Source organism: Pedobacter frigidisoli (assembly GCF_004331675.1).
GTDB classification, from domain to species: domain Bacteria; phylum Bacteroidota; class Bacteroidia; order Sphingobacteriales; family Sphingobacteriaceae; genus Pedobacter; species Pedobacter frigidisoli.
Genome location: NZ_SJSN01000025.1, coordinates 1 through 21928 on the forward strand (window position 1 = coordinate 1; position 21928 = coordinate 21928).

At 38.9% G+C, this 21928-nt stretch carries 19 protein-coding genes; 6 read left to right on the forward strand and 13 right to left on the reverse strand.

The window, feature by feature from the left end; translation table 11 throughout:
* The coding region (locus EZ449_RS20850; RefSeq protein ID WP_131562576.1) for an ORF6N domain-containing protein at nt 1–426 on the forward strand (426 nt) is incomplete at its 5' end.
* Nucleotides 427–647: 221 nt separating this feature from the next.
* Nucleotides 648–1004: a response regulator transcription factor gene (locus EZ449_RS20855; RefSeq protein WP_131562578.1), complete on the forward strand. Its 357-nt coding sequence runs from the start codon at nt 648–650 to the stop codon at nt 1002–1004.
* A gap of 1 nt (nt 1005) precedes the next feature.
* Here EZ449_RS20855 and EZ449_RS20860 read toward each other — a convergent pair whose 3' ends face one another.
* From EZ449_RS20860 to EZ449_RS20890, 6 genes are all read right to left on the reverse strand, one after another.
* Nucleotides 1006–1266 carry a SemiSWEET family sugar transporter gene (locus EZ449_RS20860; RefSeq protein ID WP_131562580.1) on the reverse strand — a complete coding sequence of 87 codons (261 nt, stop codon included), beginning with the start codon at nt 1264–1266 and terminating at the stop codon, nt 1006–1008.
* Between the two features lie 140 nt (nt 1267–1406).
* Nucleotides 1407–7394: a PAS domain S-box protein gene (locus EZ449_RS20865; protein WP_131562582.1), complete on the reverse strand. Its 5988-nt coding sequence runs from the start codon at nt 7392–7394 to the stop codon at nt 1407–1409.
* 44 nt (nt 7395–7438) lie between these two features.
* A complete protein-coding gene (locus EZ449_RS20870) occupies nt 7439–7627 on the reverse strand; it encodes a hypothetical protein (protein ID WP_131562584.1) in 189 nt (62 codons plus the stop codon).
* Between the two features lie 892 nt (nt 7628–8519).
* Nucleotides 8520–8822 carry a hypothetical protein gene (locus tag EZ449_RS20880; protein ID WP_131562587.1) on the reverse strand — a complete coding sequence of 101 codons (303 nt, stop codon included), beginning with the start codon at nt 8820–8822 and terminating at the stop codon, nt 8520–8522.
* Complete coding sequence (locus EZ449_RS20885) at nt 8803–10131, reverse strand: hypothetical protein (RefSeq protein ID WP_131562588.1); 1329 nt, start codon at nt 10129–10131, stop codon at nt 8803–8805. The genes EZ449_RS20880 and EZ449_RS20885 overlap by 20 nt, the downstream gene beginning before the upstream one ends.
* Nucleotides 10088–10975: a HEPN domain-containing protein gene (locus EZ449_RS20890; RefSeq protein WP_131562590.1), complete on the reverse strand. Its 888-nt coding sequence runs from the start codon at nt 10973–10975 to the stop codon at nt 10088–10090. The genes EZ449_RS20885 and EZ449_RS20890 overlap by 44 nt, the downstream gene beginning before the upstream one ends.
* A gap of 123 nt (nt 10976–11098) precedes the next feature.
* Between EZ449_RS20890 and EZ449_RS20895 the strand changes: the two genes are divergently transcribed.
* The 3 genes from EZ449_RS20895 to EZ449_RS20905 all read left to right on the forward strand — a co-directional run bounded on the left by EZ449_RS20895 (nt 11099) and on the right by EZ449_RS20905 (nt 13909).
* Nucleotides 11099–11461, forward strand: a complete 363-nt coding sequence (locus EZ449_RS20895) for a helix-turn-helix domain-containing protein (RefSeq protein ID WP_131562592.1) — start codon at nt 11099–11101, stop codon at nt 11459–11461.
* A gap of 169 nt (nt 11462–11630) precedes the next feature.
* Nucleotides 11631–12956: a hypothetical protein gene (locus EZ449_RS20900; protein WP_131562594.1), complete on the forward strand. Its 1326-nt coding sequence runs from the start codon at nt 11631–11633 to the stop codon at nt 12954–12956.
* A 275-nt stretch (nt 12957–13231) separates the two neighbouring features.
* Complete coding sequence (locus tag EZ449_RS20905) at nt 13232–13909, forward strand: hypothetical protein (protein WP_131562596.1); 678 nt, start codon at nt 13232–13234, stop codon at nt 13907–13909.
* 447 nt (nt 13910–14356) lie between these two features.
* On the opposite strand, the gene EZ449_RS20910 is transcribed toward EZ449_RS20905, so the two are convergent.
* From EZ449_RS20910 to EZ449_RS20935, 6 genes are all read right to left on the reverse strand, one after another.
* A complete protein-coding gene (locus tag EZ449_RS20910) occupies nt 14357–16132 on the reverse strand; it encodes an ATP-dependent nuclease (RefSeq protein WP_131562597.1) in 1776 nt (591 codons plus the stop codon).
* Between the two features lie 102 nt (nt 16133–16234).
* Nucleotides 16235–17212, reverse strand: a complete 978-nt coding sequence (locus tag EZ449_RS20915; protein ID WP_131562599.1) for a DUF5712 family protein — start codon at nt 17210–17212, stop codon at nt 16235–16237.
* Between the two features lie 3 nt (nt 17213–17215).
* On the reverse strand, nt 17216–17764 hold the full coding sequence (locus EZ449_RS20920) for a BfmA/BtgA family mobilization protein (protein ID WP_131562601.1): 549 nt from the start codon (nt 17762–17764) through the stop codon (nt 17216–17218).
* A 330-nt stretch (nt 17765–18094) separates the two neighbouring features.
* Nucleotides 18095–18355: a helix-turn-helix domain-containing protein gene (locus EZ449_RS20925; RefSeq protein ID WP_131562603.1), complete on the reverse strand. Its 261-nt coding sequence runs from the start codon at nt 18353–18355 to the stop codon at nt 18095–18097.
* A 403-nt stretch (nt 18356–18758) separates the two neighbouring features.
* Nucleotides 18759–19088, reverse strand: coding sequence for a helix-turn-helix domain-containing protein (locus EZ449_RS20930; RefSeq protein ID WP_131562605.1), 330 nt, complete (start codon nt 19086–19088; stop codon nt 18759–18761).
* An 89-nt stretch (nt 19089–19177) separates the two neighbouring features.
* Nucleotides 19178–20008 (reverse strand): hypothetical protein, encoded by an 831-nt coding sequence (locus tag EZ449_RS20935; protein WP_131562607.1) that lies wholly within the window; start codon nt 20006–20008, stop codon nt 19178–19180.
* 232 nt (nt 20009–20240) lie between these two features.
* Here EZ449_RS20935 and EZ449_RS20940 point away from each other — a divergent pair, with 232 nt between their 5' ends.
* Nucleotides 20241–20960 carry an AbiTii domain-containing protein gene (locus tag EZ449_RS20940; RefSeq protein ID WP_131562608.1) on the forward strand — a complete coding sequence of 240 codons (720 nt, stop codon included), beginning with the start codon at nt 20241–20243 and terminating at the stop codon, nt 20958–20960.
* On the opposite strand, the gene EZ449_RS20945 is transcribed toward EZ449_RS20940, so the two are convergent.
* The gene (locus EZ449_RS20945; RefSeq protein ID WP_131562610.1) at nt 20957–21865 is read right to left on the reverse strand and encodes an AbiTii domain-containing protein; all 909 of its coding nucleotides are present in this window, start codon (nt 21863–21865) and stop codon (nt 20957–20959) included. The two genes, EZ449_RS20940 and EZ449_RS20945, sit on opposite strands and share 4 nt — an antisense overlap.
* Between the last annotated feature and the right edge of the window lie 63 nt (nt 21866–21928).

Consider the following 21928-nt stretch of genomic DNA (forward strand, 5'->3'; position numbering starts at 1 on the left):
CGTGCACTCAAACAGGCAGTCAAACGCAACATTCAGCGTTTTCCAAACGATTTCATGTTCCAGTTGACAAAAGAGGAATGGCAGCAGGTTATCACAATTTGTGATAACCTCCCGAAGTCGGCAAAATTCAGTCCGGCGACCCCTTTCGTATTCACTGAACAGGGTGTAGCCATGTTATCCAGTATCCTGAATAGTGAGCGTGCAATTAATGTCAACATTCAAGTCATCCGGATATTTGCACGACTCAGGAATATGGTAACTGATAATACCCAAATTCGTCTGGAGATAGAAAAGATAAAGAACAAGCTAGAGAACCAGGACAAGAACATGGAAATAGTTTTTCAATATCTGGATGAGCTGTTAGCGATAAAGGAGATACCTGCCCCCAAGCGAAAGAGGATTGGGTTCAAACCGGATGAACTGTAGTACCTAGAGGCGGAATTGCATTTCCGTATATACCATAACGAAACGCTATTGCGCCAATCAGATCTGCATTATCTGATGAGGTCATCGCTGGCATGGCAACATCAAGAGTGATAGATTTTTATTACCATACAACAATCTGGTAAGCATATTTTTTAGCTGCAAACAACAGCATGACGTTTATCAAAAAGAAAAAAATAGGGTTAACTCTATGCACCTAACCCATGAAAAAATGCGTATTTGTACTCGAAGATAACCAAGACTTTCGGGAACTGTTTACCCTGATGTTAGAACTGGAGGATTACCAGGTGAAAAGCTACCCGACAGCCGCCGACTTCTATGAAAGTATCCAAAATGAGCACCTGGATGTGCTGTTACTAGATGTCATGCTTCCCGACGGCAATGGACTGGACATTTGCCAGCAACTCAAAGCTGACCCAAAGACCAGTAACATCCCGATCATCATGATGTCCGCTCATAAAGAGCTGGCGAATTTAAAAGTAGGATGCAAGGCCGAAGACTATATCGAAAAACCGTTTGACATCCACCAATTTTTGGCTAAGATCGAGCGCTTAGCTTAAACTATCTCTTGGAATACTTGTAGTTGACCACAATCATCAAAATATCACAGCCTACCGAAAAGGCATTGGTCACCACAATCGGAAGTTCATTCAAGATCAGCCCGTACCAACACCACAGCAAATTTCCAGCAAGCAGAACAAAAAACATCAAAGGCGAAACCGCCTGCGCTTTTTTCTCCCTAAGTACTTTTAAAATCTGTGGAAGGATAGACACTGCGGTGAGCACCCCCGCACTGATCCCGATGATCGTTTTAATTTCCATAGCTTACTTTCCTAGCGAACACCCCTGCAACTAAATGGTTTTTCAAAACTAACTTTGCACTCGATACTACCTTCCAATCCATCCAGTTTCATTTTTCGAGACGTTTAAAGTTGATTTAATTTGGTCAACAACCTTCATCATTACTGCAATTTAATGTGAACTGGTATGGTAAAATAAAAAGTACTTCCTTTTCCCGGTTCACTTTCTGCCCACAATCTGCCGTGATGTCGCTGGATAATTTCATAAGAAATAAACAGGCCAATGCCCAAACCCTGAAATTGCCCTGAATGTTCTTCCACCCGATGGTACTTTTCGAATATTTTGTCAAGACTTTTCTGGGCAATACCAATGCCCGCGTCTTTTACTGAAACGGTTATGTGATCATTGTTCTGTTCTACGTTAACAACAACCTTTTCGGCACCGGGCGAATATTTGATGGCATTGGTCAATAAATTAATGACAACCTGCTGCAGCCTGTCCTCATCCCCGTTTACGGTATCTTTCGCTTGACCGGTTTTTACGATAATGTGTTTTGCTGAAGTAAGCTGTATACTTTCGACAGTACTTTCAATCATATCGTTAAAATTGAAATTGGTTATCGTATAATTTAGCTTACCAAACCTTATCTTGCTTACGTCCAGCAGTTCGCTTGCCAATTCATTGAGCCTGTTAACCGACTGCCTTGCTTTTTTTGCATACAGGCTCGCATTTGCGTTATCTTGATCCAACAAACGTTCGAGTATCTGCAAATATCCGTTCGCAGTGGTAAGCGGGGTTTTCATTTCATGGCTTGCGATACTGATGAATTCATCTTTCTTTTCTTCTCTCGTTTTTTGCTCCTGTATATCTGTGCTCGTACCCACCCACATTTGAATTTTACCATTTGCATCCCGCTGCGGAATGGCCCGGCTAAGTTGCCAGCGGTATTCGCCGTCATGTCTCCTGAAGCGGTGTTCCACCAAAAAATCTTCACCGGTTGATATGGCATTCAGCCATTGTTTGATGTTCTCTTCCCTATCATCGGGATGCACTATTTGTATCCATCCATCTTCATTGATTTGTTCCAGGCTCAAACCGGAATAATCAAAAACAGATTGGTTATAATAGTTCAAATTGCCTTCTGTGTCTGATGTCCATATTTGTTGTGGCATTGAATCAGCAAGCAGGCGAAATGTTTCTTCGCTTTCCATTATTGCTCTTTCATATTCTCTTTGCTGGGTTATATCCCTGAACATCCAGCTCCACGCATAATAACTTCCATCTGCTGCAGCCACTGGGTAGCCATACCTTTCGATTATTCTGCCATCTTTAAATTCGAGTTCATCTATACTAATTTCATCAGGATGCTCGTATAACCTTTTTACTTTTTCGATAAACTGTTCTGGGTGCACTAGTTGGGTTAATGCAAAAGTCAATGCTGCGTCATCATCTTTTACGTCCACTATTGGCTGTGGCATATTCCATATCTCCACAAACCTGTGGTTGTAAGAAAGGATCTTGCCTTTTGTATCCACTAATAAAATACCATCTATACTTGCTTCGTTGTGTGCTTCCAGTAACGCTTTGCGGTATTCAAGCTGAGATATTATCAATCTTTGTTCGTTGATGTTTATGGCTGTGCCGATAAAACCCGTAAACTCACCTGATTCCATTCGGGGAACTGCTTTTAGATAAAACCATTCGTACTGCTGTGTTGATGCATTGAGCACACGGAAATCAAATGAAAAAGATTTCTGCAACGAAACTGCTTCGGCGAAAGACTGGTAAACCATTCCTATATCTTCCGGATGCACTTTTTGTTCCCACATATTTCCTGTAAATTCTGAATAATGTGCAATGCCGATAAATTTAAGCACTTCTGGGTTGGTGTATAAAATATTCACTTCCTTATCGGTTAGCCAGACCCACATCGGGGCCTGGTCTGCCAGTGCCTTGAATTGTTCTTCTGCCTTTTTTTGCTCATTGATATCCATACAGGCACCGATATAACCTTCAAATACTCCGCCTGATGTAAAACGGGGTACCCCGCTATCAGATAACCACCGGTATTCCCTATCATGCCTTTTTAGCCGGTACTCCATATAAAAAGGCTCTCTTTTATCAAAGGATGACAAATAAATATCCAAACATCTTTGCAGATCGTCCGGATGTACGCCGTCCGCCCATCCATTTCCAGATTCCTCTTCCATGGTGCGGCCGGTAAAATTAAGCCATCCTTTATTGAAGAAATAGCAGAGCTTATCCGTGCCTGACATCCAGATTAACACTGGGGCGCTGTCCGCTACGTTACGAAATCTCTCTTCACTTTCTTCCAATTCCTGCTGATGATTTCTTTCTTTGGTTATGTCCCTTATAGTTCCTAATAGTTTCTCCGGATTATTTTCTTCATTATAAAAAACTCTTCCTTTCGCTTTCATCCAGTGAATGGATTTATCATTCCATATCAGCCTTGCCTCGTAGTCTAGATAACCTGATATAATTGCTTCCTTAAATGCTTTTTCCCGAATATGAAAATCATCAGGATGTAGATGCTGAAGAAGCTGGGCATGAGTTAATTTAATATCCTCTTTATATCCACCTAAAATTTCCAGGTATCTTTTTGAATAGGTAGGGTCTTTAGTTTTTAAATTCAATTCATAAGTACCAAGTTCACTTGCTTCAATAACAATATTTAGTTTTTCCTCGTTTGCCTTCAGTGATCTTGCCGCTTGTTTTTTATCTGTAATGTCTGTATGTACACCCACCCACTGTATCAATATCCCATCGTCGTTTAAGAGCGGTATTGCCCGTATCGAAAAATCCCGCCATTCCCCATTTTTTGTCTTAAGCCGGTGTTCAAAAATAAATGTCTTGCGTTCTTTCACTGCCTCATTCCATGCTTCTACTGTGGGTTTTACATCGTCTGGGTGTACTGCATTTGTCCAGCCGTAACCTTGGTATTCTTTATTAGTTTGTCCTGTGAGTAAAGCCCAGCCTACCTGCTCTCCCTCCATTTCTCCACTTGCATTATTGGTCCATAAAATACCCTGAACTGCCTTTACTGCCGCCTGAAATCGTTGTTCGCTTTCTTCAATTTTTTTTCGTGCATTCACCTGTTCGGTAACCTCTACTCCATAAACTAATATGCCATCTATTTCATCCTCGTTATAAGATGCCTGATATACAAAGTTTACATAACAATCTTCCGCCTTTCCATTTCCCTTGATCAATTTAACGGGCATTTCATTGCCAAAAAAAGATTTCCCTGTTTTATAAACCGCATCTAAAATTTCATAGAATCCCTGTCCCTCAAGTTCAGGCAATGCTTCCCTTATTGGCTTGCCAACAACTTGGCGATGTCCGACTAACTCTATATAATTTGCATTGGCAAGTTCGTAGATATGGGTGGGGCCTCGAAGAACACAAACAATGGCGGGCGCTTCCATCAGCAGGTTTTGAAAGCGGCTCAGGTATTTTTTTTCTTTGGCCTGAAGTTCATTTGCTTTATCTCTCATGTCGGTAATATCCTGAATGGAGAGAAGTATTAATGGTTCACGCTTTGATTTCTGAACAATGCGGCTTGCATTAAGCATCATTATTTTTTCGCCTATGTGCGGAAAGTTGTGTGTGACTTCAAAATCCTCGAAGTGAGAATTTTTTGGAAGGATATCTTCCAAAAACTCACGCAGGCGTGGGATGTTCCATTGCCTGTTTCCCAGATCATACAAAAGCATTCCTTCTGTTTCGGTATCCGTTACACCAAAGTTTTTATAGAATGATTTGCTGGCAGAAACTATGCGAAGGTTCTTATCGAGCACAATCATTGAATCATGTATCGTGGCAACCACAGCTTCGGTAAAGTCATAAGATTCGTTGAGCAGGTCGTTGCGCATCTGCAATTCCTGATTGGTGGTAATGAGTTCTTCGTTGGCGCTTTCGATTTCTTCTTTTGAAGTTTCTAATTCCTCGTTCACCGTTTGTAGTTCTTCGTTGCTGCTAACTACTTCTTCACTGGCACTTTGCAGTTCTTCTATATATGCTTCCTGCTCCTCCGTAAATGATAGTGCATCGGCATGTGCAGCAGCAAGTTCTTCTTCTAATTTTTTTATTCTGCGATCTAATGCAACTGAATTGTTTTTTCCTTTTTCGTTTGATGTTGAAAAGGTTTCAACCTGCATATGTTCCGTAAAAAGAATTAAGAGCAACGGTTCATCGGATTGAATTTTAAGCGGCACCACTTCAACGGAAATAATTTTCACTGCGGCATCCGTTTTTATTTCAATACCGCCTTTATACATACGCTTCTTTGTTTTGATAGCTTTTGCAATTGCAGTGCGAAGTTCAAACGCAATTTCTGGTCTCGCCATTTTTAAAATGTTCAAATTGGCTTTGCCTTTCGGGTGTGTTAAAAATAACTCTGTTGCGCCTCGGAATTGCACAATCTCCATTTGGTGATTGATGGCTACGCTGGAAGGCATAAATTCTGAAAGAAGCACAGTGTCAATAGCGGAATCCACATTGTTTAATTGTTGCATTGTTGAATTGTTGGATTGATGCTTTGTCTTTTTGTTTTCTGTGGGGATATTTTTTTCTGCCAAAGTTTGGTTTGCGAATCGCTGCGATAATTGCGGGAAAATGCGCACGCCCGAATTTATTTTTCGTGAAAATATTTTATACTTTTTGTTTACTCCCGTAAAAAGATTTGCAGACTGACTAATGGTTTCTGATTTACCAAGCATTAAAAATCCATCATCATTCAATGCATAGTGAAAAGTGTTCATGGCCTTTTTTTGTGCTGCAACATCAAAATAAATAAAGAGGTTGCAGCAACTTATAAAATCAAGGCGTGAATAAGGTGGGTCACGCAAAATATTATGGGGAGCAAACACACACATTTCACGCACAGATTTACTAACGCGGTAGCCGCCAGCTGTTTTGGTGAAGAAATTCTCAATGCGTTCTGGCGAAACGGTTTCCAGTTCCTTTTTTGAATAGATACCGATACGGGCTTTGCTGATTGCCTGTGCGCTTAGATCGGTAGCAAAAATCTGAACTGGAATTTTTGCAGTGTCCCTGCTCTCTTGCAGTTCAAGCAAAATCATGGCAATGGAATAGGCCTCTTCGCCTGATGCACATGCGGGAACCCAAATTCGCAACGGCTGTCCTGTTTTTTTTCTGTCGAGTAGCTTGGGGAAAAGATGTTCCTCTAAATATTTGTGTGTGTCGGTATCGCGAAAAAAACTGGTTACATTAATCAGCAAGTCCTGATAGAGAATATCTATCTCCTCGTTTTTTTTGTCAAGATAATCTGCATACTCTTTTAGCGTCTCTATTTTATACAAAAACATTCTGCGAATGATTCGCCTTTTGATGGTGGTCATTTTATACTGGCTGAAATCAACACCTGTGGTGCTTTGCAGGTGATTAAGAATATTTTCTAAATCAGGATTATTATTATTAATCAAATCTTCTTTAGCCACCTTCCCCGGTATACTTGCGGTGTTCTTTATGTTGCCGTTTGATTTTATAAATGGATGTTTGCTTAGTCGCGCTAACTCAAGTGCAATTTCCTTTGGCGATAAAATAAAATCAACTGCGCCCGCTACAATGGCACTTTGAGGCATACTTGCGAATTTTGCTGTGTCATCTTGCGCAAAGGTTAAACCACCTTCGAGCTTGATGGCTTTCATGCCTGCCGTTCCATCGCTGCCGCTGCCGCTAAGAATAACTCCGATAACCAGTTCTTTTTGCGCATGTGCAAGTGATGAAAAAAGAATGTCAATAGAAATTGCCGAACTGTTTTCTGCACGTGGTATTAATTTTATGTGCCCATCAGTTACTTCAATTCCTTTGTCATGCGGAATAATGAAAACACTATCAGGCTCTATTTTATCCATTTGATCAATTTCCTGCACCTTCATTTTCGTATGCTTCGATAAAATTTCAGTCAACATGCTTTTGTGGTCGGGGCTAAGGTGCTGCACATAAATAAAGGACATGCCTGTGTCGGACGGAAGATTTTTTAATAACTCGGTGATTGCCTCCAATCCTCCTGCGGATGCGCCAATGGCAACAACTGGAAAAGAATTTTCTTTGACTACGTTTTCAACTGAAGATTTTTTATGAGTTGTTGCAGAAGTTGCTTTCATTTTGAATGCAGAATTGATTATAGGTTATTGAGTTAAAACTTGGTTTATTCGCTGCCCCAGGGGATATACATTCCAAAAGAATTATAGAACATTACGGCAATCATGGTTTGCAAGCTTTGTGGCCAGTCAGAAGGATAACCGAAAGAGGTTTTAATCCGGTTTTTTGCTCTTATAAGCTCGTCCATTTCACCTCCCCATTTGAGGAAATAATAATCAGAATTTATATTGCCCATATGTACATTGCTTATGGTTGAAGTATAAATTTATTTTTTGATGGTTAGTATCTTTGTTAATTAACTCATTATAGAAGTAATACAGCTGCTAAAATAAAAATTTTAAACAAGATATTAAAAATAGACTACTTTTAAAAACATTTGGTTTAGTCCTGCACGAAATTTCACATCTGGAAACAGCGCTCAATAAAGTGCTAATGTTCACATTATTGACATTCTGGAAACAGGTGGATAAACTGCTGTCAATTGACCCCATCTCGCCAATAATAATTTTGTTATAACATTTTATTTTTCAACGCACTTACAAATACTTAAAAATTGGTACAACTGGGCCAAATAAAATGGTTTGTCCACTCTGGTTGACGAAAGAGGAATGGCAGTAGGTTATCACAATTTGTGATAACTTCCCAAAGTCGGCAAAATTCAGTCCGGCAACCCCTTTCGTATTCACTGAACAGGGTGTAGCCATGTTATCAAGCATACTTAATAGTGAACGTGCCATTAATGTCAACATTCAAGTCATTCGAATATTTGCACGACTTAGGAATATGGTAGCTGATAATACCCAAATTCGTCTGGAGATAGAAAAGATAAAAAACAATCTGGAAAACCAAGACAGGAACATGGAAATTGTTTTTCAATATCTTGATGAGTTGTTAGAACTAAAGGAAACACCTGTTCCTAAACGAAAGAGGATCGGGTTCAAACCGGATGAACTGTAGTACCTAAGGCGGAATTGCATTTCCGTATATACCATAGTGAAAACCCTGGGGTAGAGATTGGGCTTTCACAGGCCGAAAATGCGGGAGGACTGGCTCTCGCAATAGTAGATTGAAAACAATTTCATTATAACAGAAAGCGACTCCTGATGATCTTGCTTTCTGTTATTTATTCATCTATTCGGTTTCTGCCTTGTTACTATAAAAGAAAAGTTCAGGAAGCTGATCATCTGGTTACAAAAGAAAAGCATATCAGTCATTTCTTCTCCTTCAGGAGATTCAGCTTCCAAATGCACCCAGCCCTTGTAAAGTTCCCATAAATTTGCCCTCGCCTCGTGCAATGGAAAATTCACGAAAAAATATTCCATCTCCGAATCTGCATTTTCAATTTCTTCGTCGGTAAGCCCGGAAGGTTGAAAATCGAGTAGTTTTTTGATATCTTCCATGTCTCTGTTTCTATTTAATTTCAAGCTCATAATGTTTTTTAATTTCATTTACATAGGGTTCAAAATGCTCTTTAAAATAAGCCTTAGGAACCTGGATCTTGAAGTTTTTACGACTAAAAAACAGAACTACCCTAGAATCCGTTTCGGATTCCAAAAGATACCAAACAGTGGCGTTTGAAGACGAACAGATGAAAAACATGGCAATCCTATCTTCGCAAAAATGCAAGACCTTTCCTTTTACCTTGAACCTCAACTTAAGTTCGTAATAATCACCCTTATCACTAAGTAAAAAATTTAAACTCGGTACTTCATCTGAGAATCTGGCAACCTGCATATCCTTTTTCATAGGTCTCTTCTGAATATTTCTCATCCCATAGGTAAACAGATAGTGTGTAAACGGCTCCCTGGATATCATAGGGAGTGCTTTAGTGAATAGTTCGAAAATCTTCCTCTTACTGCTGAAATTGAGATCGTCTATTTCGTCAGAACGTTCATCAGTGTCTTCATATTCCCTAAACTGAATCCTTGCCATTTTCTTCATTTCGTAGCAGATGCTGTTCAGCTCAGTTTGATTTGCGGACAGTTCAGATTGTTCAAAACTATCGTTTTCTTCGAAAAGAAAACCAGTGAAAGATTTTACTGTGTTATTATCCGCATTTAGGGAAAATTTGTACGGTATCAAAAATGGATAATGGTTGGAATGAAACCTGACAGGATCGGTATTTGCAAGGCAATAACCAATAAGGTACTCATGGTTTAATGTCGTGGAACCATCAGTCACAAGTTTTCTCTCCAATACCTTGCGTTCGGCTATGTGCAGGAAATAATCATCTGGCCTGAAAAAACCTTTAAATTCTTTTTTTAGCCTGATGTCCACTCCATATCTATCACAGATTACTTCAAGATATTTGGATTTTCCGGTTGCTTCATTGAAGCATTCTGGCCAATAATATCCCTCAAAGTCATGAAATTCATTCCATAACATCGCCCTCAAAGTACGGTAGGCATATCTTCCCAGATAATTTTCATCCGTATCAATATTGCAGCTTACCAATAAATGATCATACTCGACCTTCAGGTAAACTTTTACAGGCGACTCATTTTCGAGCTTTACCCTAATTGTCAATATCCCTTTCTTAAATGAAAGTACCTTTCTTTCAACCATGTAATATGGCCGGTTCCCAGCTCGAAGTTCTGTGTGTGACTCCAAAACATTTAACCTCAATATACGGGTACTCTTATCAAACGGAAGTTTATAGAACTGGGATTTAGGTTTTCCGGCAAGCATCATTTCATCAGCCATTGCAAATTCCCCCTTTCTCTGCTTCCGCCTCTTCACATTCGGCAGTTAGAAGATTGATCTTTTTATCACAAAGATCTTTGGCGAGAATTAAAAAATGATGAACCAGGCTATATAGTTTATCAGCATCACCCATCTCGACATTGAAATTATCTTTATACCTGGCGTGGCTGTAACTATTCATGAGCTTTTCAAAAAGCCTTCTGTTTTCTGGCGTTCCAAGCAAAAGCTCTCTCGGCTGCTCCGAGAAACATGCACAGATATCCAGTAGCCTGCCCAAATGATGAATATCCGACCTGTAAGCCATAAAAACCCTGATCATGGCAATGCATGACTGCTCAACAACCTGGTGAAGCATAAATACGCATACATTAAATTTTTCATTACTGTAGCATTCCCCCGCTCCGTCCAAAAATCCCTGCGCCATTGGAATCCTATGATACAAATGCTTACGGGCTTTTTCAAGCGATATCTTTTTATCAAGAATAGATTCAGGAAATAGATTCAGCGTCCCATCATGACTGTATAGCTGAATACCTGTATTAAAAACAGTTATAAAAAATCTGTTATTAGCGTCAATCGCGGTGTCTACGCTCTCTTTGCTATGAACCAGAATCGTGATCTTGCCATGGTTGAAATGCGTATTTACATAATCCTGCACTCCATGCTCGATTCTTGTGGTGCCCTCTATTACCATTAATAAGTAATAGTGAAAATTGCTCTTTGTCTGTTGTATTGAAAAGGAAGTAAAAGAATTCTTTATAGAATTTATTTCACCGAACTTAAGAATATGCAAGGGCGTAAACCGCTCTGCAAGTTCTTTAACAAAATTGGAGAACGGCTCTTGCCGGCCCACTACTGGCTTTAATGATTTCTTTTTCATATCTTCATCGTTATTATGAAGACCAATTTCGATTGGAAAAGGCGCGTACCGAACCAATAATTATTGTTAAATACAAGCACAAGGTTGTTTTTAACTGTCGGAATTTTTTAAATATATTTGGCCATGGAAACCTCAGAAAAAACGAACAGGATGCATATTGGTAGAAAAATAAGCCGTATCAGGGAACTGCGTGGAATGAAACAGGAAGCGCTTGCTACAGAACTTGGCATAAGCCAACAGGCAATTAGTAAACTGGAACAAAGTGAGGAAATTGAAGAATCTACTCTTGATAAAGTGGCAAAGGCCTTAGGTGTAACTGCTGAAGGCATTAAGCATTTTACAGAAGAGACAATTTTTAACAACATCAACAATTTTCATGATAATTCGATTCAGAACAATTTCAATCCTATCGAAAAAATAGTTGAATTATATGAACGTTTGTTGGCAAGCGAAAAAGAAAAAATTGACCTTCTGAGAAAGCTTTAGTTGAATCCATTCTTATCTCATTAAGTACCCAACATAAAGGTTTGACTTTGCTGGCTACAGTGCAAATTATATTAACATTTAAATTATTAAAAACGACTGTTTTTTCTGTACGACAATAAGATTCTATTCATCATTATGGGAAATTTCTAATAGATAGTTATCTTACCCCATGCAAAACAATATTGTAAATACAATTGTCAGCTTAGTTTACGACTTTTTCATCGAATCGTCTGATTTCAATGGGATACCCTTGCGTGATATCTCTGAAAAAATTGGAATCAGTTACAAAAAATCGATTGATCTTATAAAAGAAGGTGTTAAAAACGGTGATATAAGTATTCAAAGTAGCACCAATCCTCACATTATCGGATTCCAACATTTTGAAACCTCTAAACAAATTTGGGCGCTTGACCAGGCGAAAGATACAAAGGTTAAATATCAAAAATTTGGTGGCATTACTCTGGCAATGGAAGGAACTGAATTTCCAATTTGTCTATATCCATCGCAAGTATATTTGCAAACTCATAGAAACCTAATTCAATATGGGGATGCTTACTATACCAAACAGTTGGCGCTCGCAGAACCACAATTATTATTGATCTATTTCGACATTGAGGTACTGGATAGGTATGCAAGTGATCCAAGATATGATTTTCGTTTTAACAACTATTCTGGCTCTATTTATTGTCATTATGATGAGACAGAAAAGCTTCTTGTTCGGGAGGAGGATGAGTTGTTTTTAAAAAGTTTTGGTCTAGGATACGGAGAGAACGGTGAGCGGTTAACAGTAGTGCCACTATGCTATTTAAAAGATCTTTCAGAAGATCAACAGATGTTTTGGAAAAGTAAGAGATACAGCAAGAAAGGTAAAGTTGCACAGGCATATTATGAAAATATCATACTTGGCAAATGGACTAGCTCATACAGCGTATTCACGGCCTTTATTGGGGAACAAAATTGCTTGAATAAATTATCGGAACATATTTTTGGGAAGCGATTATTCCGCACAGTTTATGACCCTGATAATCGACCTAAAGAATTCACACCATTTTTTTCACCAACTTTAAAGAATTATCTGGACTTCGTTTCCCTACTCGACAAAATGATTTCTGATAACATCAATAAAGATTTTTTTAAAGACAAAGTAGACCTCGAAGAAACCATTGAAGGAAAAGGTGGGGTAACTGAGCGAAAAGCTAAAGGTACCATTCGACTATTTGAAGACTGGTTAAAAGCAGAACTATCAGGAAGTGACCCGAAAGGCATGAAAATGCTTTTCGACGAATTTCGAGATGTTAGAAAACAGAGGCAAACACCTGCTCATAAAATAACCCAAAACAACTATGACCTCAAATATTATGATATGCAATTAGAACTGATCAATCGTTGTTATCATGCTACAAAAGCACTCAGGCACAGCTTTGCTGGGCATCCAAAAGCACAAAATTTCACAATACCAGGGTGGCTGGATAAAGGAAAAATACAAAATTACTAAATGACAGTGCAGGATCAGACGAAGCTGGACTACCCTCAAAAAAGATGCAATCAACTAAATTGATTTACCATTGGAGCTCAAATGTCTGTAGTATATGGCTTCCCTAATTTAGCCTTTTGCATGCTCTCAGCGAGAAAATTCTTCGATACATATTAGTTATTGCATTCCTGTCCCCGGAAAAAAGAATGCTAAGTATTCCACGGTTTACCTTTACCATCAGGCACAAGTTGTTTACTGAAATTGACGACTAATCCGATTTGAAATATATTGTACAAATGAAAAATAAGATAAATCACACAACAATCCTGAATAGCTTCTTTTTGAAAGTTTTAGCTATTCAGAAGTCAATTGAAGCTATTAATAATAGTTGGTTAGCGAGCATTAATTTGAGCATAGCTAATCATCATTTCACAGACCCGATAAATTATCTAGTTCAAGACGACAAGAAGCAAGTAGAGCATTTTAATAAGTTGTTTAATACTGACTATAAAGAAATAAAATGGGCTAATAAAATACTCTCAAATGCTCAAATAGTAATAAGTGAGGATAACAAGGCTAACATTTCTAGAGAGTTTTTGTCGAATATTTTTTGTCAATTGAGTGTGATTCTATTTGAGCATATATGTGTGTTATTAAAAGATTTATCTAATTCAAAAGGCCGAAATAACTTTGATGTAATTAATGATTTCGACCTTGAGTTCAGAGCTGAGGTTTTAGAGTTCGATAAACAAAAAATTATTAAAACTCCTACTATATTAATATTACACAATTTAAGACTTTTTAGAAACTGTATAACTCATAATGGGGGTAAGATATCGAACTTAGGTTCCGAATTTGAGGAATACAATCAAAAATTGAAGGACGGAAAATACCGAGATTTAGAAGTTTATGGATCCTTAAAAAAGAAGTTTTTTGCTATTCACTACCTAGAGATATTGGGTACATCCAGTTAAGCAATGATTCATTTATTAAGCTTCTTGACCTATATTCACAACTAGGATATTTAGCGTATCTCTGTTATTGTCGAAAATTTAAACTACAAGATGATTTTGTATTTAAGGAGAAAAGCTGAAAAACCCCATCTCGTAAAAATGTTTGAAGAAACTAATTTATCAAGTGACTTAAAAAATAAAGTGTTTATTTAAAAAATTCAATTTCGAGATGTCTAGCCCGTTCAAGAGGACGTTAAGGGCAAAAAGTTTAGCACTTCTTGCAATATTTGTAGCATTTAGTTTCCATCACTATGCAAGTAGTTCATTCTCTGCATATTTATTTCTGTGTCCAATTTATTAATCCTGCAAAGATATCAAAAGCGTTTGTGTTGGAAAATCCTTTGCAAGCCAAGGCACCCCACTTTAACTTGGCAGCAACAAATGACAGCTAAAAATAAAAATCGCTGATCAGTCTAGGGCTTTTTTACGAAACAGCTCTATGTTAGCCAATAAGTCTTTAATTTCCGATGGAATCATTGATGCGTCCATGCTCTTAACAATATTTGTATGAGTTATAGTAAGACTATAAAGTTCCTGAAGTTTTTGATTTAATACCGACAAAAAGTCTTTCCCAGGGACTAACTTCAGCTTGTCAGAAAGATTAAGCCACATTTTATCGAACTCATCCAATGAGTTTTGAATAATGTTAGCCTCATCTATCTTGGAGTTCTTACTCTTTTCATATTTAAGTCTGTGTGCATGTAGTTGCGATTGGGTTTGATTTTTAAATTGGTTGGTGATATCGCTAATGAGCTGTTTAATATCTAAATTAATCTGACGTTTTGAATTAGTACGTATGTTTATTTCAGCAAGTCTTACATTAATAGCTTTCTCAATAGCATCTGGAACCAATAAAATGTTTTCCAACTCTTTGAAAGTATGAATATGTGCAAACACTTGACCGATATTTAAATCCTCTTGTACTTCTTTGACCTCGAGCGAAGATCGATAATCTCTATCAAAAATAACTGCTGAAAGTATTTTCAAGCCGACAGTTTTTTCAATTCCTTCTTTAAAAGCCCTCAGTCTAGTAGGATTAAATCCTTCAACTGGCACCACTGCAAAGTCTGATCTATTGGCTACTCTATCAAGTTTTAATATTCTTGCCAGTTTTGAAAAAATTAAAAAATCCTTTCCTTCAACGAATAAAATCCTTCTGGTTTTTGCAATCTGAGTCAAAATAGGATTTAGATTTGAGCCAAGTATTCCAAAAATTTCTTTAAGCTGAGTTTGATCCTTTATACGCTTGGCTGATTTACTAGCCTTATTTATCAATAAAATATCATTTGTTTCCGCTTCACTAATAATTTCGGTCGAGTGAGTAGCAATTACAATGTCTGGGCCAAGTCCTTTTAAAATACCCAAAAGTTGCCTCTGAAGGTCCGAATGCAGGTAAATGTCTGGTTCATCAATTAGAAAAATCGTTGAGTCTTTATTTTTAATTATGTAGGTCAGCATTTGACACCAAACCTGAAAACCATATCCAGCCCAAAAAATCTCCCTTGGAATTCTTTCTTCGGGACAAAACATGTTTAACATCGGATCCTCCTGAGTATAATCAGCTTCGGGTCTATTAATATCCATCCCAGGCCATGTATTACGTACCATTTCTTGAAATTCAGGAAAATCTTCACTGTAGTGAAACCAAATGTTTCTAAAATTTCTTGATGACCGTTGAGATGACAAAGCTAAGCGAGCTGCTTGTTGCTGGTAAAGTTGTTCATGATGGTCAACTGGTCCTAGTATTGGTACGAATCCTACATTTATACCAATTAATTCCCGATATTCCTTTGGGGAACGAATTGGTGTCTCACCATCTATTTGCATGTAACACCTATCTAACTCTGTAAAAACAAAAATAATTTTGTACTCGTTACTGAGTATGAAAACAATTTCTGCAGGTACAGAATCGTCATAGTTATGAAAAACATTTTCTGTGGGAATGGGGACCTGCCGTAAATCAATTTCATATCCCCAAATCATTAAGCCTCCATTGTCATAAATTGCTGTTGGCTTTCTTATATTAGCTCGTTTAATACCTTCAGACAAAAGTTTAAGGGAACCGATAACAGTTGACTTACCTGCATTATTAGGGCCTACCAGAATGTTAAAGTCATTAAGTGTTACGCTGAAATTCGAAAAGGATTTGTAATTTTTATATTTAATTGTTGAGATCGAGGCCATTTAGATAAAATATCCTTAAATATAGCTTTATAAATACGTTAAAAAAACAATTAAATAATGGTAATGATTAGAAACAAATTATTTAATTGACTTTTTCCGAACCTACCTACTAAATCCCTGTGACTGCTGCAACCTTTTACGCCTCCGTTTCTCAGCTTCCTCGACAGAATCTGTCTGTGAGGATTCGTAAGTAGGTTCCATCAAGATTTCCAATAACCCACCGCCAGCATCTTTTGCAATAGTCATCATATCGGTAACATTGGCAAAAACTCCATCTGCAATTCCTTTCGTCAAACTATCTATATTGATATCTCTTGAAATGTCAGTCGAGAGTTCCGAGATCATTTGCATCTGGGTTTTCTGTTCAGGAGTTCCGTTCTTCATAACATTTGCATAAATAAACTTATCCTTCAGCCCTCTATCAAATTTGAATAGATTATCAAAAATCTCCTCACCAGACTGCTTAAATGCACTGCGATTAAATTGCCCTAGTTTTGCAGAATGTTTTTCATTCTTGCCTTTTGAGGTATTTTGAGGACTAAGTTTAACTTTATTACTTAAATCTTTCCGACTTACGATCACCTGAACGTGCATTTGTGGTCCTTCTTTTCGATCGCCCTTTTGCTTTGTTCCATTTTTTACTTCTTTATCTGTGTGCTTATAGTAACGGTAGTTTTCAACTTTGGCAAACCATAAAAGATCGGTATTGGTATTGATTCCTGGCCTTTTGAAATTCTTGGCGTATTCATCCATAATTTTTACCGCCAATTCCTTGATTTTCTCCTTTGCGCCACTCTCGCCATAATGTTTAAAAAGATGTTCCAGCTCCTTTTGGCTCGGACTGATATTAATCAGGAAAAACTTACTGTCATCACGACAAAGCTTTGCAATGTTATTATCGATCTTAACCCGAACTTCCTGCCTTCTGATATCGTTTCTTACACCATTGAACCAGTTTTCATAACGCTGATCTAAGTTTTTTTCAGTTTGTAAACTATTCTCTTTTTCCAGATAATTGACCAAAGCTCCACTACTGCCTTTGTTATTTCCCGTCTCAGATGCTGTGATGTTAATGTACATAGGCTAAATATTTTCAAGAGATTTTCTGACATGGCTTTGCAATTCCTCCTTTTTGGCAGCTGATACCGGCCATCCCAAAGATTCTCTCTGATTGATATAATAATTGAGTATCTCTCTAAAACTGGACTTCAGTTTACTTTTTTCAATATGATACTGGTGAGTTCTGGCAATTTCTTTTTCCAGTTGTACCATACGGTTAGAAATTCCGTCACTTTTCTTTTCCTCTTTCTGTAGATGCTGCCAGATTATTTTGAAATATTCTGTATGCTCTTTTGCTATGATAGTGAGTCCGTTACTATCGGTAAACATGGGTAACAGAAAATCCTTTTCCTGCTTTTTGAAAAATGATATTATCCTGCTTACTCCGTTTACCAGCTCTTTCTTAAGTAGCTCGTCGTTGAAATCGATCGGATCTTTTTTTGTACCATAAAAATAATTAACCATCTGTATAACCACCAATTTCTTCGGTCTCCCCAGTTGCAACGAGATTTTTTCCAGTTTTTCATCAGTTGCTTTTGGATATCGCACAGACTTAACATTGATATCTTCCATTGCCTATCTCCTTAAAAGTTCTTCTCCAATTCTATATTAAGCTTCACTTCACTTCCCAGCTTTGGATGCCATGAGGGTTTATATTTAATAAAACCGCCTTCCTTCAACTCCCTGATATTTTTGTGGTATGTAGAGACAGACTTTATCCTTGAAAATCGCATAAGTGTTTTTCTGCTTACATTAAATGGAAGTGTTACATCCTGATAATTACAACACTGAAACAATGCAATCAACATGCTCAAATGCGTTGGGAAAAAATGTGGCTGCTCGCACGCATGCGCGAAGTATCTACGCAATCCTATATAGTGCAAATTTTCATCTTTCTTCATTTCATTTCCCCTCCATCATCTTATCAATTTTTTCCCTGCTGTAAAACATAGTTCCACCAACCTTACGGAATGGCAAATTGCCATTGATACGCAGGTTCTGTAATGTACCTGGCGAAATATTTAGCATTTTCCTTACCTCAGCACTCCTCAACCATGATTTGTTTGATGTACCACTATTAGTCTTTAATATATTTTTCATTTCATTCAGCATTTCTGTCTTGAACTGCTGCAAGTCATCCATTGTAATAATGTCCATTTTCATAATTAGCTCCTTTCATTTTGATATATGCATCAATGCACATATACATATATTTTTACATTCAAATATTCGGTATACCTCAAAGTATACCGTTTACTGTTTTTATCGGCTTGAAAAGCCGACAAGTATCCCCGGAGGATACTTGAAACCCCTGTAGCGATAGCTCAGGGCAAGCAAGTAGGGCCACTGCCCAACTTCCGCTTGCTCAGCCCCCGAAAAGGGGACTGACTGCTTGAACCGCCTTTCTACCGCCAATCACGCACCCTTGAAAACGCCACAACCTTTTGGGCAGTCCCGAACTATCATGCTGTGCCAGTGGTTTTTGTTACACATAAACCATTGTTATGTGGATATATATTTATGTTGCTATATGGATATATATCTGCTTGGCTATAGGCATATGTAGTTATGTTGGTGGTGGGACACCGTTCGTTGGGGAATAGATTTCTTCTGTGGTTTTCTTCCTTCCCGATCTTACCCATTCGGATAGTTCCACCGTGGAGAAATACAGTCTTTTGCCCCGCTTGTTCACGGGGATTTCCTTCCGGCTCACTTTGGTGTAAAGGGTGGGTACGGACAGGCTGAGAAATTTGGAAGCCTGTCTGATGGTCAATAAATCGTCTCGGGGACGTTGGGAGTTTTGCGACCTGTTTTCCAGCAACAGGTCTTTAATACAATCTACCTTTTCGTGCAGTACGCTAATGGCCTGTGGTAGTTCTTCGAATGTGTACTTCATAAGCGGTATCTTTTGTTTTGATACCGCAATGTTAGTCGCTTGTTTTGTAGGGTTACAACACGTTAAACCGCATCCTTACTGTTTCCCTACTAATATTTACTGTTTTTTTTGTTTCTGACTGTTGGAATTAGAAAAGGAACTTTGTCTTTCATCCTTACCTCTAAAATTGGTGATTTGCAGACCTTGGTATCGGAAGATATAATCGCACTGAGCCAGCCCTCCGAATATTCGTTTACTTTATCTCCATTGCTATATAAGAAGTGCTTTAAAATCCATTTTTCAAGTTCCGCTTTATTGCATCCCACAATCAGGTTTGCTTCATAAAGCTGCTTAAAAGCATCGGCAAGCTTATTACTGTTTCCGTTGAAGATCAACTGGCTTGCAGGTTGCTCATCCGCTTTTATTAGGGCGTCAAGCTGGACGAAATGTTCTTCTGAAAAATAAGTTCTTATCAGTTGCAAGAAATCATCTATATACTGATGATTGAATTTTGGCCGACCCGCATCGGGGTTATATGGGATTTTTGTGGGCTGCTCAAGCGTGACATTTTCAGTTTGTTGCTGGCTTTTCTGTTTGGCCATCCATTCCTCGAACGTTTCACGAGGATGTAGGATTTCATCAATTTCGCTGACCAGCTCACTTAAGAACTTGTCTCTGATCTTTAAAGTATCGTGCAGACTTTCCACAAACTCGTCACCTATATAAATATCCTCGTAGTCTGATTGCAGATTGTTAACGATAAACAGGTAATCGAGTTGGATTGAAAATATGAAGTTGCTGGGATATTCCGCTCTGACCTCGCTATAATGCTGGTGGAAATTTGTCCATATGAGTTTAAACCTTTCCTTTAATTTTTTGAGCTGTTCAAATTCTCTTTTTAAACTTATGTCATTAAGTGAGAGCAGGTCAATTAAAGCCATGTCTTTTAATACCCTGATTTCACTCCTATAAGTAAAAGAATCATAGTAATGTGTTTCGTGCGCAAGGCTATAAGCTGGCTTATTTCCATCTTGTTTTATTGGGCTCTTCAATTCTGCCTTGGTAATGATGCGGAGTTCAAAAGTCTGTAAACGGATTAAAAAAATGGCAAGATTTTGCATAACTTAATTAAGTTTTAGTAGTCGTAACTCTTAAAGATATAGATAATTTAAAATGATGCATGATAAAAATGTTTTTCTCATCCAGAACGTCATAAACGATCTTCTGGATCCACAAACCTCTGTAGAGGCGGCATTGCTAAAGCTCAACTACTTTGCCAGGCTCGTGAAAAACGACAGGTTGCTGAAATTCACCGAGCTGGAGATCAACGGGTACAAACAGGAAACTAAGGTTCCAGCCTACCGGCAGACGATCGCCCACCTCAATGTCGTACTCAGCGATGGACACCAGAACAAAACCATAGACCTTCCCATCGAGAACCTGGAAGCGCCGTTCAATACCCAGTTGAGAAACATACAGGTCAGGGAAGGCATCAGGATCGTAGAGGCCATGGCGGAAAAGAAGATTGTAGAGAACGACCAGACAATAGGGACACCGGTGCCCAGCGGCATGCTGGCATACATCAAAAAGGTAACCGACAAGTTCACCGCCAATGGTGTATCTCCCATCAGCGCGATGGTCAGTGGAAATCCCACTCTGACCATGCAGATCATCAGCACGGTCAGGTACCGGATGCTAGGGTTCGCCACAGAGATTGCCGAACAGTTCGGTTATGTGATAGAGATCGGCTCATTCACTGGACATCTACAACAGAACAACCAGATGATCAACAATTACATACAGAACCAGATCGTCAACAATGGAAACCACAACGTGAACAACACCGGCAACCATGCCAAAGTGACCAGGAATAAGAACAGGCCAAAAAACTAGCTATAATAGGCCTTGAGCGCTTCCGCTAATAGATTACCAGCAGCCCCGACACTGATCTGCCAGGTGCCATCTATGGATTTTGCCAGCATTTTTTTCATCCAGCCGTTCACTTTCGCCCCAAAAGAACTGCCCTCGGGCTGCTCGGTATCTATCACAGTGAGCAGTTCGGCCACATCCTCAGTCTCCACGCCATTGTCCCTTAGCGTTCTGGCCAATTGGTCCTTGTTTCCCTTGGTGATGGTGATGTTCGCATTGACCATAGCGTTCTCACCGGTATTGACCACGTTCCCGTCGCCATTGTTGGTAATGGTATTGTTCATGATATAGTTGATCTTAGTGTTGTTCTTCTTGAGTTCAGAGAGGTCAGTTTCCATACCAAACTGCTTTTCCAGTTCCAGTATAAAATCCAATAGCCTGTCCCTTGCAGCGGAAAGCACCTGGTTGGCTGCATGGATCGGAAGGGTAACCCCGATGTTCAGCAGCTGGAAATAGGGACCATTTGCATTCCGCAGGATACTTTCCAGGGAATGCTTCACCGAATCGGGAAAGCGAAAGACCAGGCTCGGATTTTCGTTCTTCTCGAACAGTTCAAGCGTAGAGGCCCCTTCCAAAAAGGGCATCTCGCGGAGCGTATCATCCACATCCCCGCCAAACTCCGGCAATGGGATCGGGTAATTGGTCACATGCCTTACCCTGTTCATGAAATCGCCGATGATCGTTCCCGATAGTTTCCGGTATTCCGGCAGGGAGCTGGTGTTGGGATAGCCCTTCAGTTCGAAGTTTACCCATTCCAGCAGATTCTGGTTGCCGATCCTCGTGGCCAGCACCTTTGTCTTGGTCAGTGCCGAGACAAGGGAAGTCTGCTGGTCGACCAGGTCACCAATGATGTCAGAGATTAATTTCATGGATGGTTACAAAAGCACAAGTTACTAAGAATAAACCAGAAATGTGGAAGAATTACCAACCCG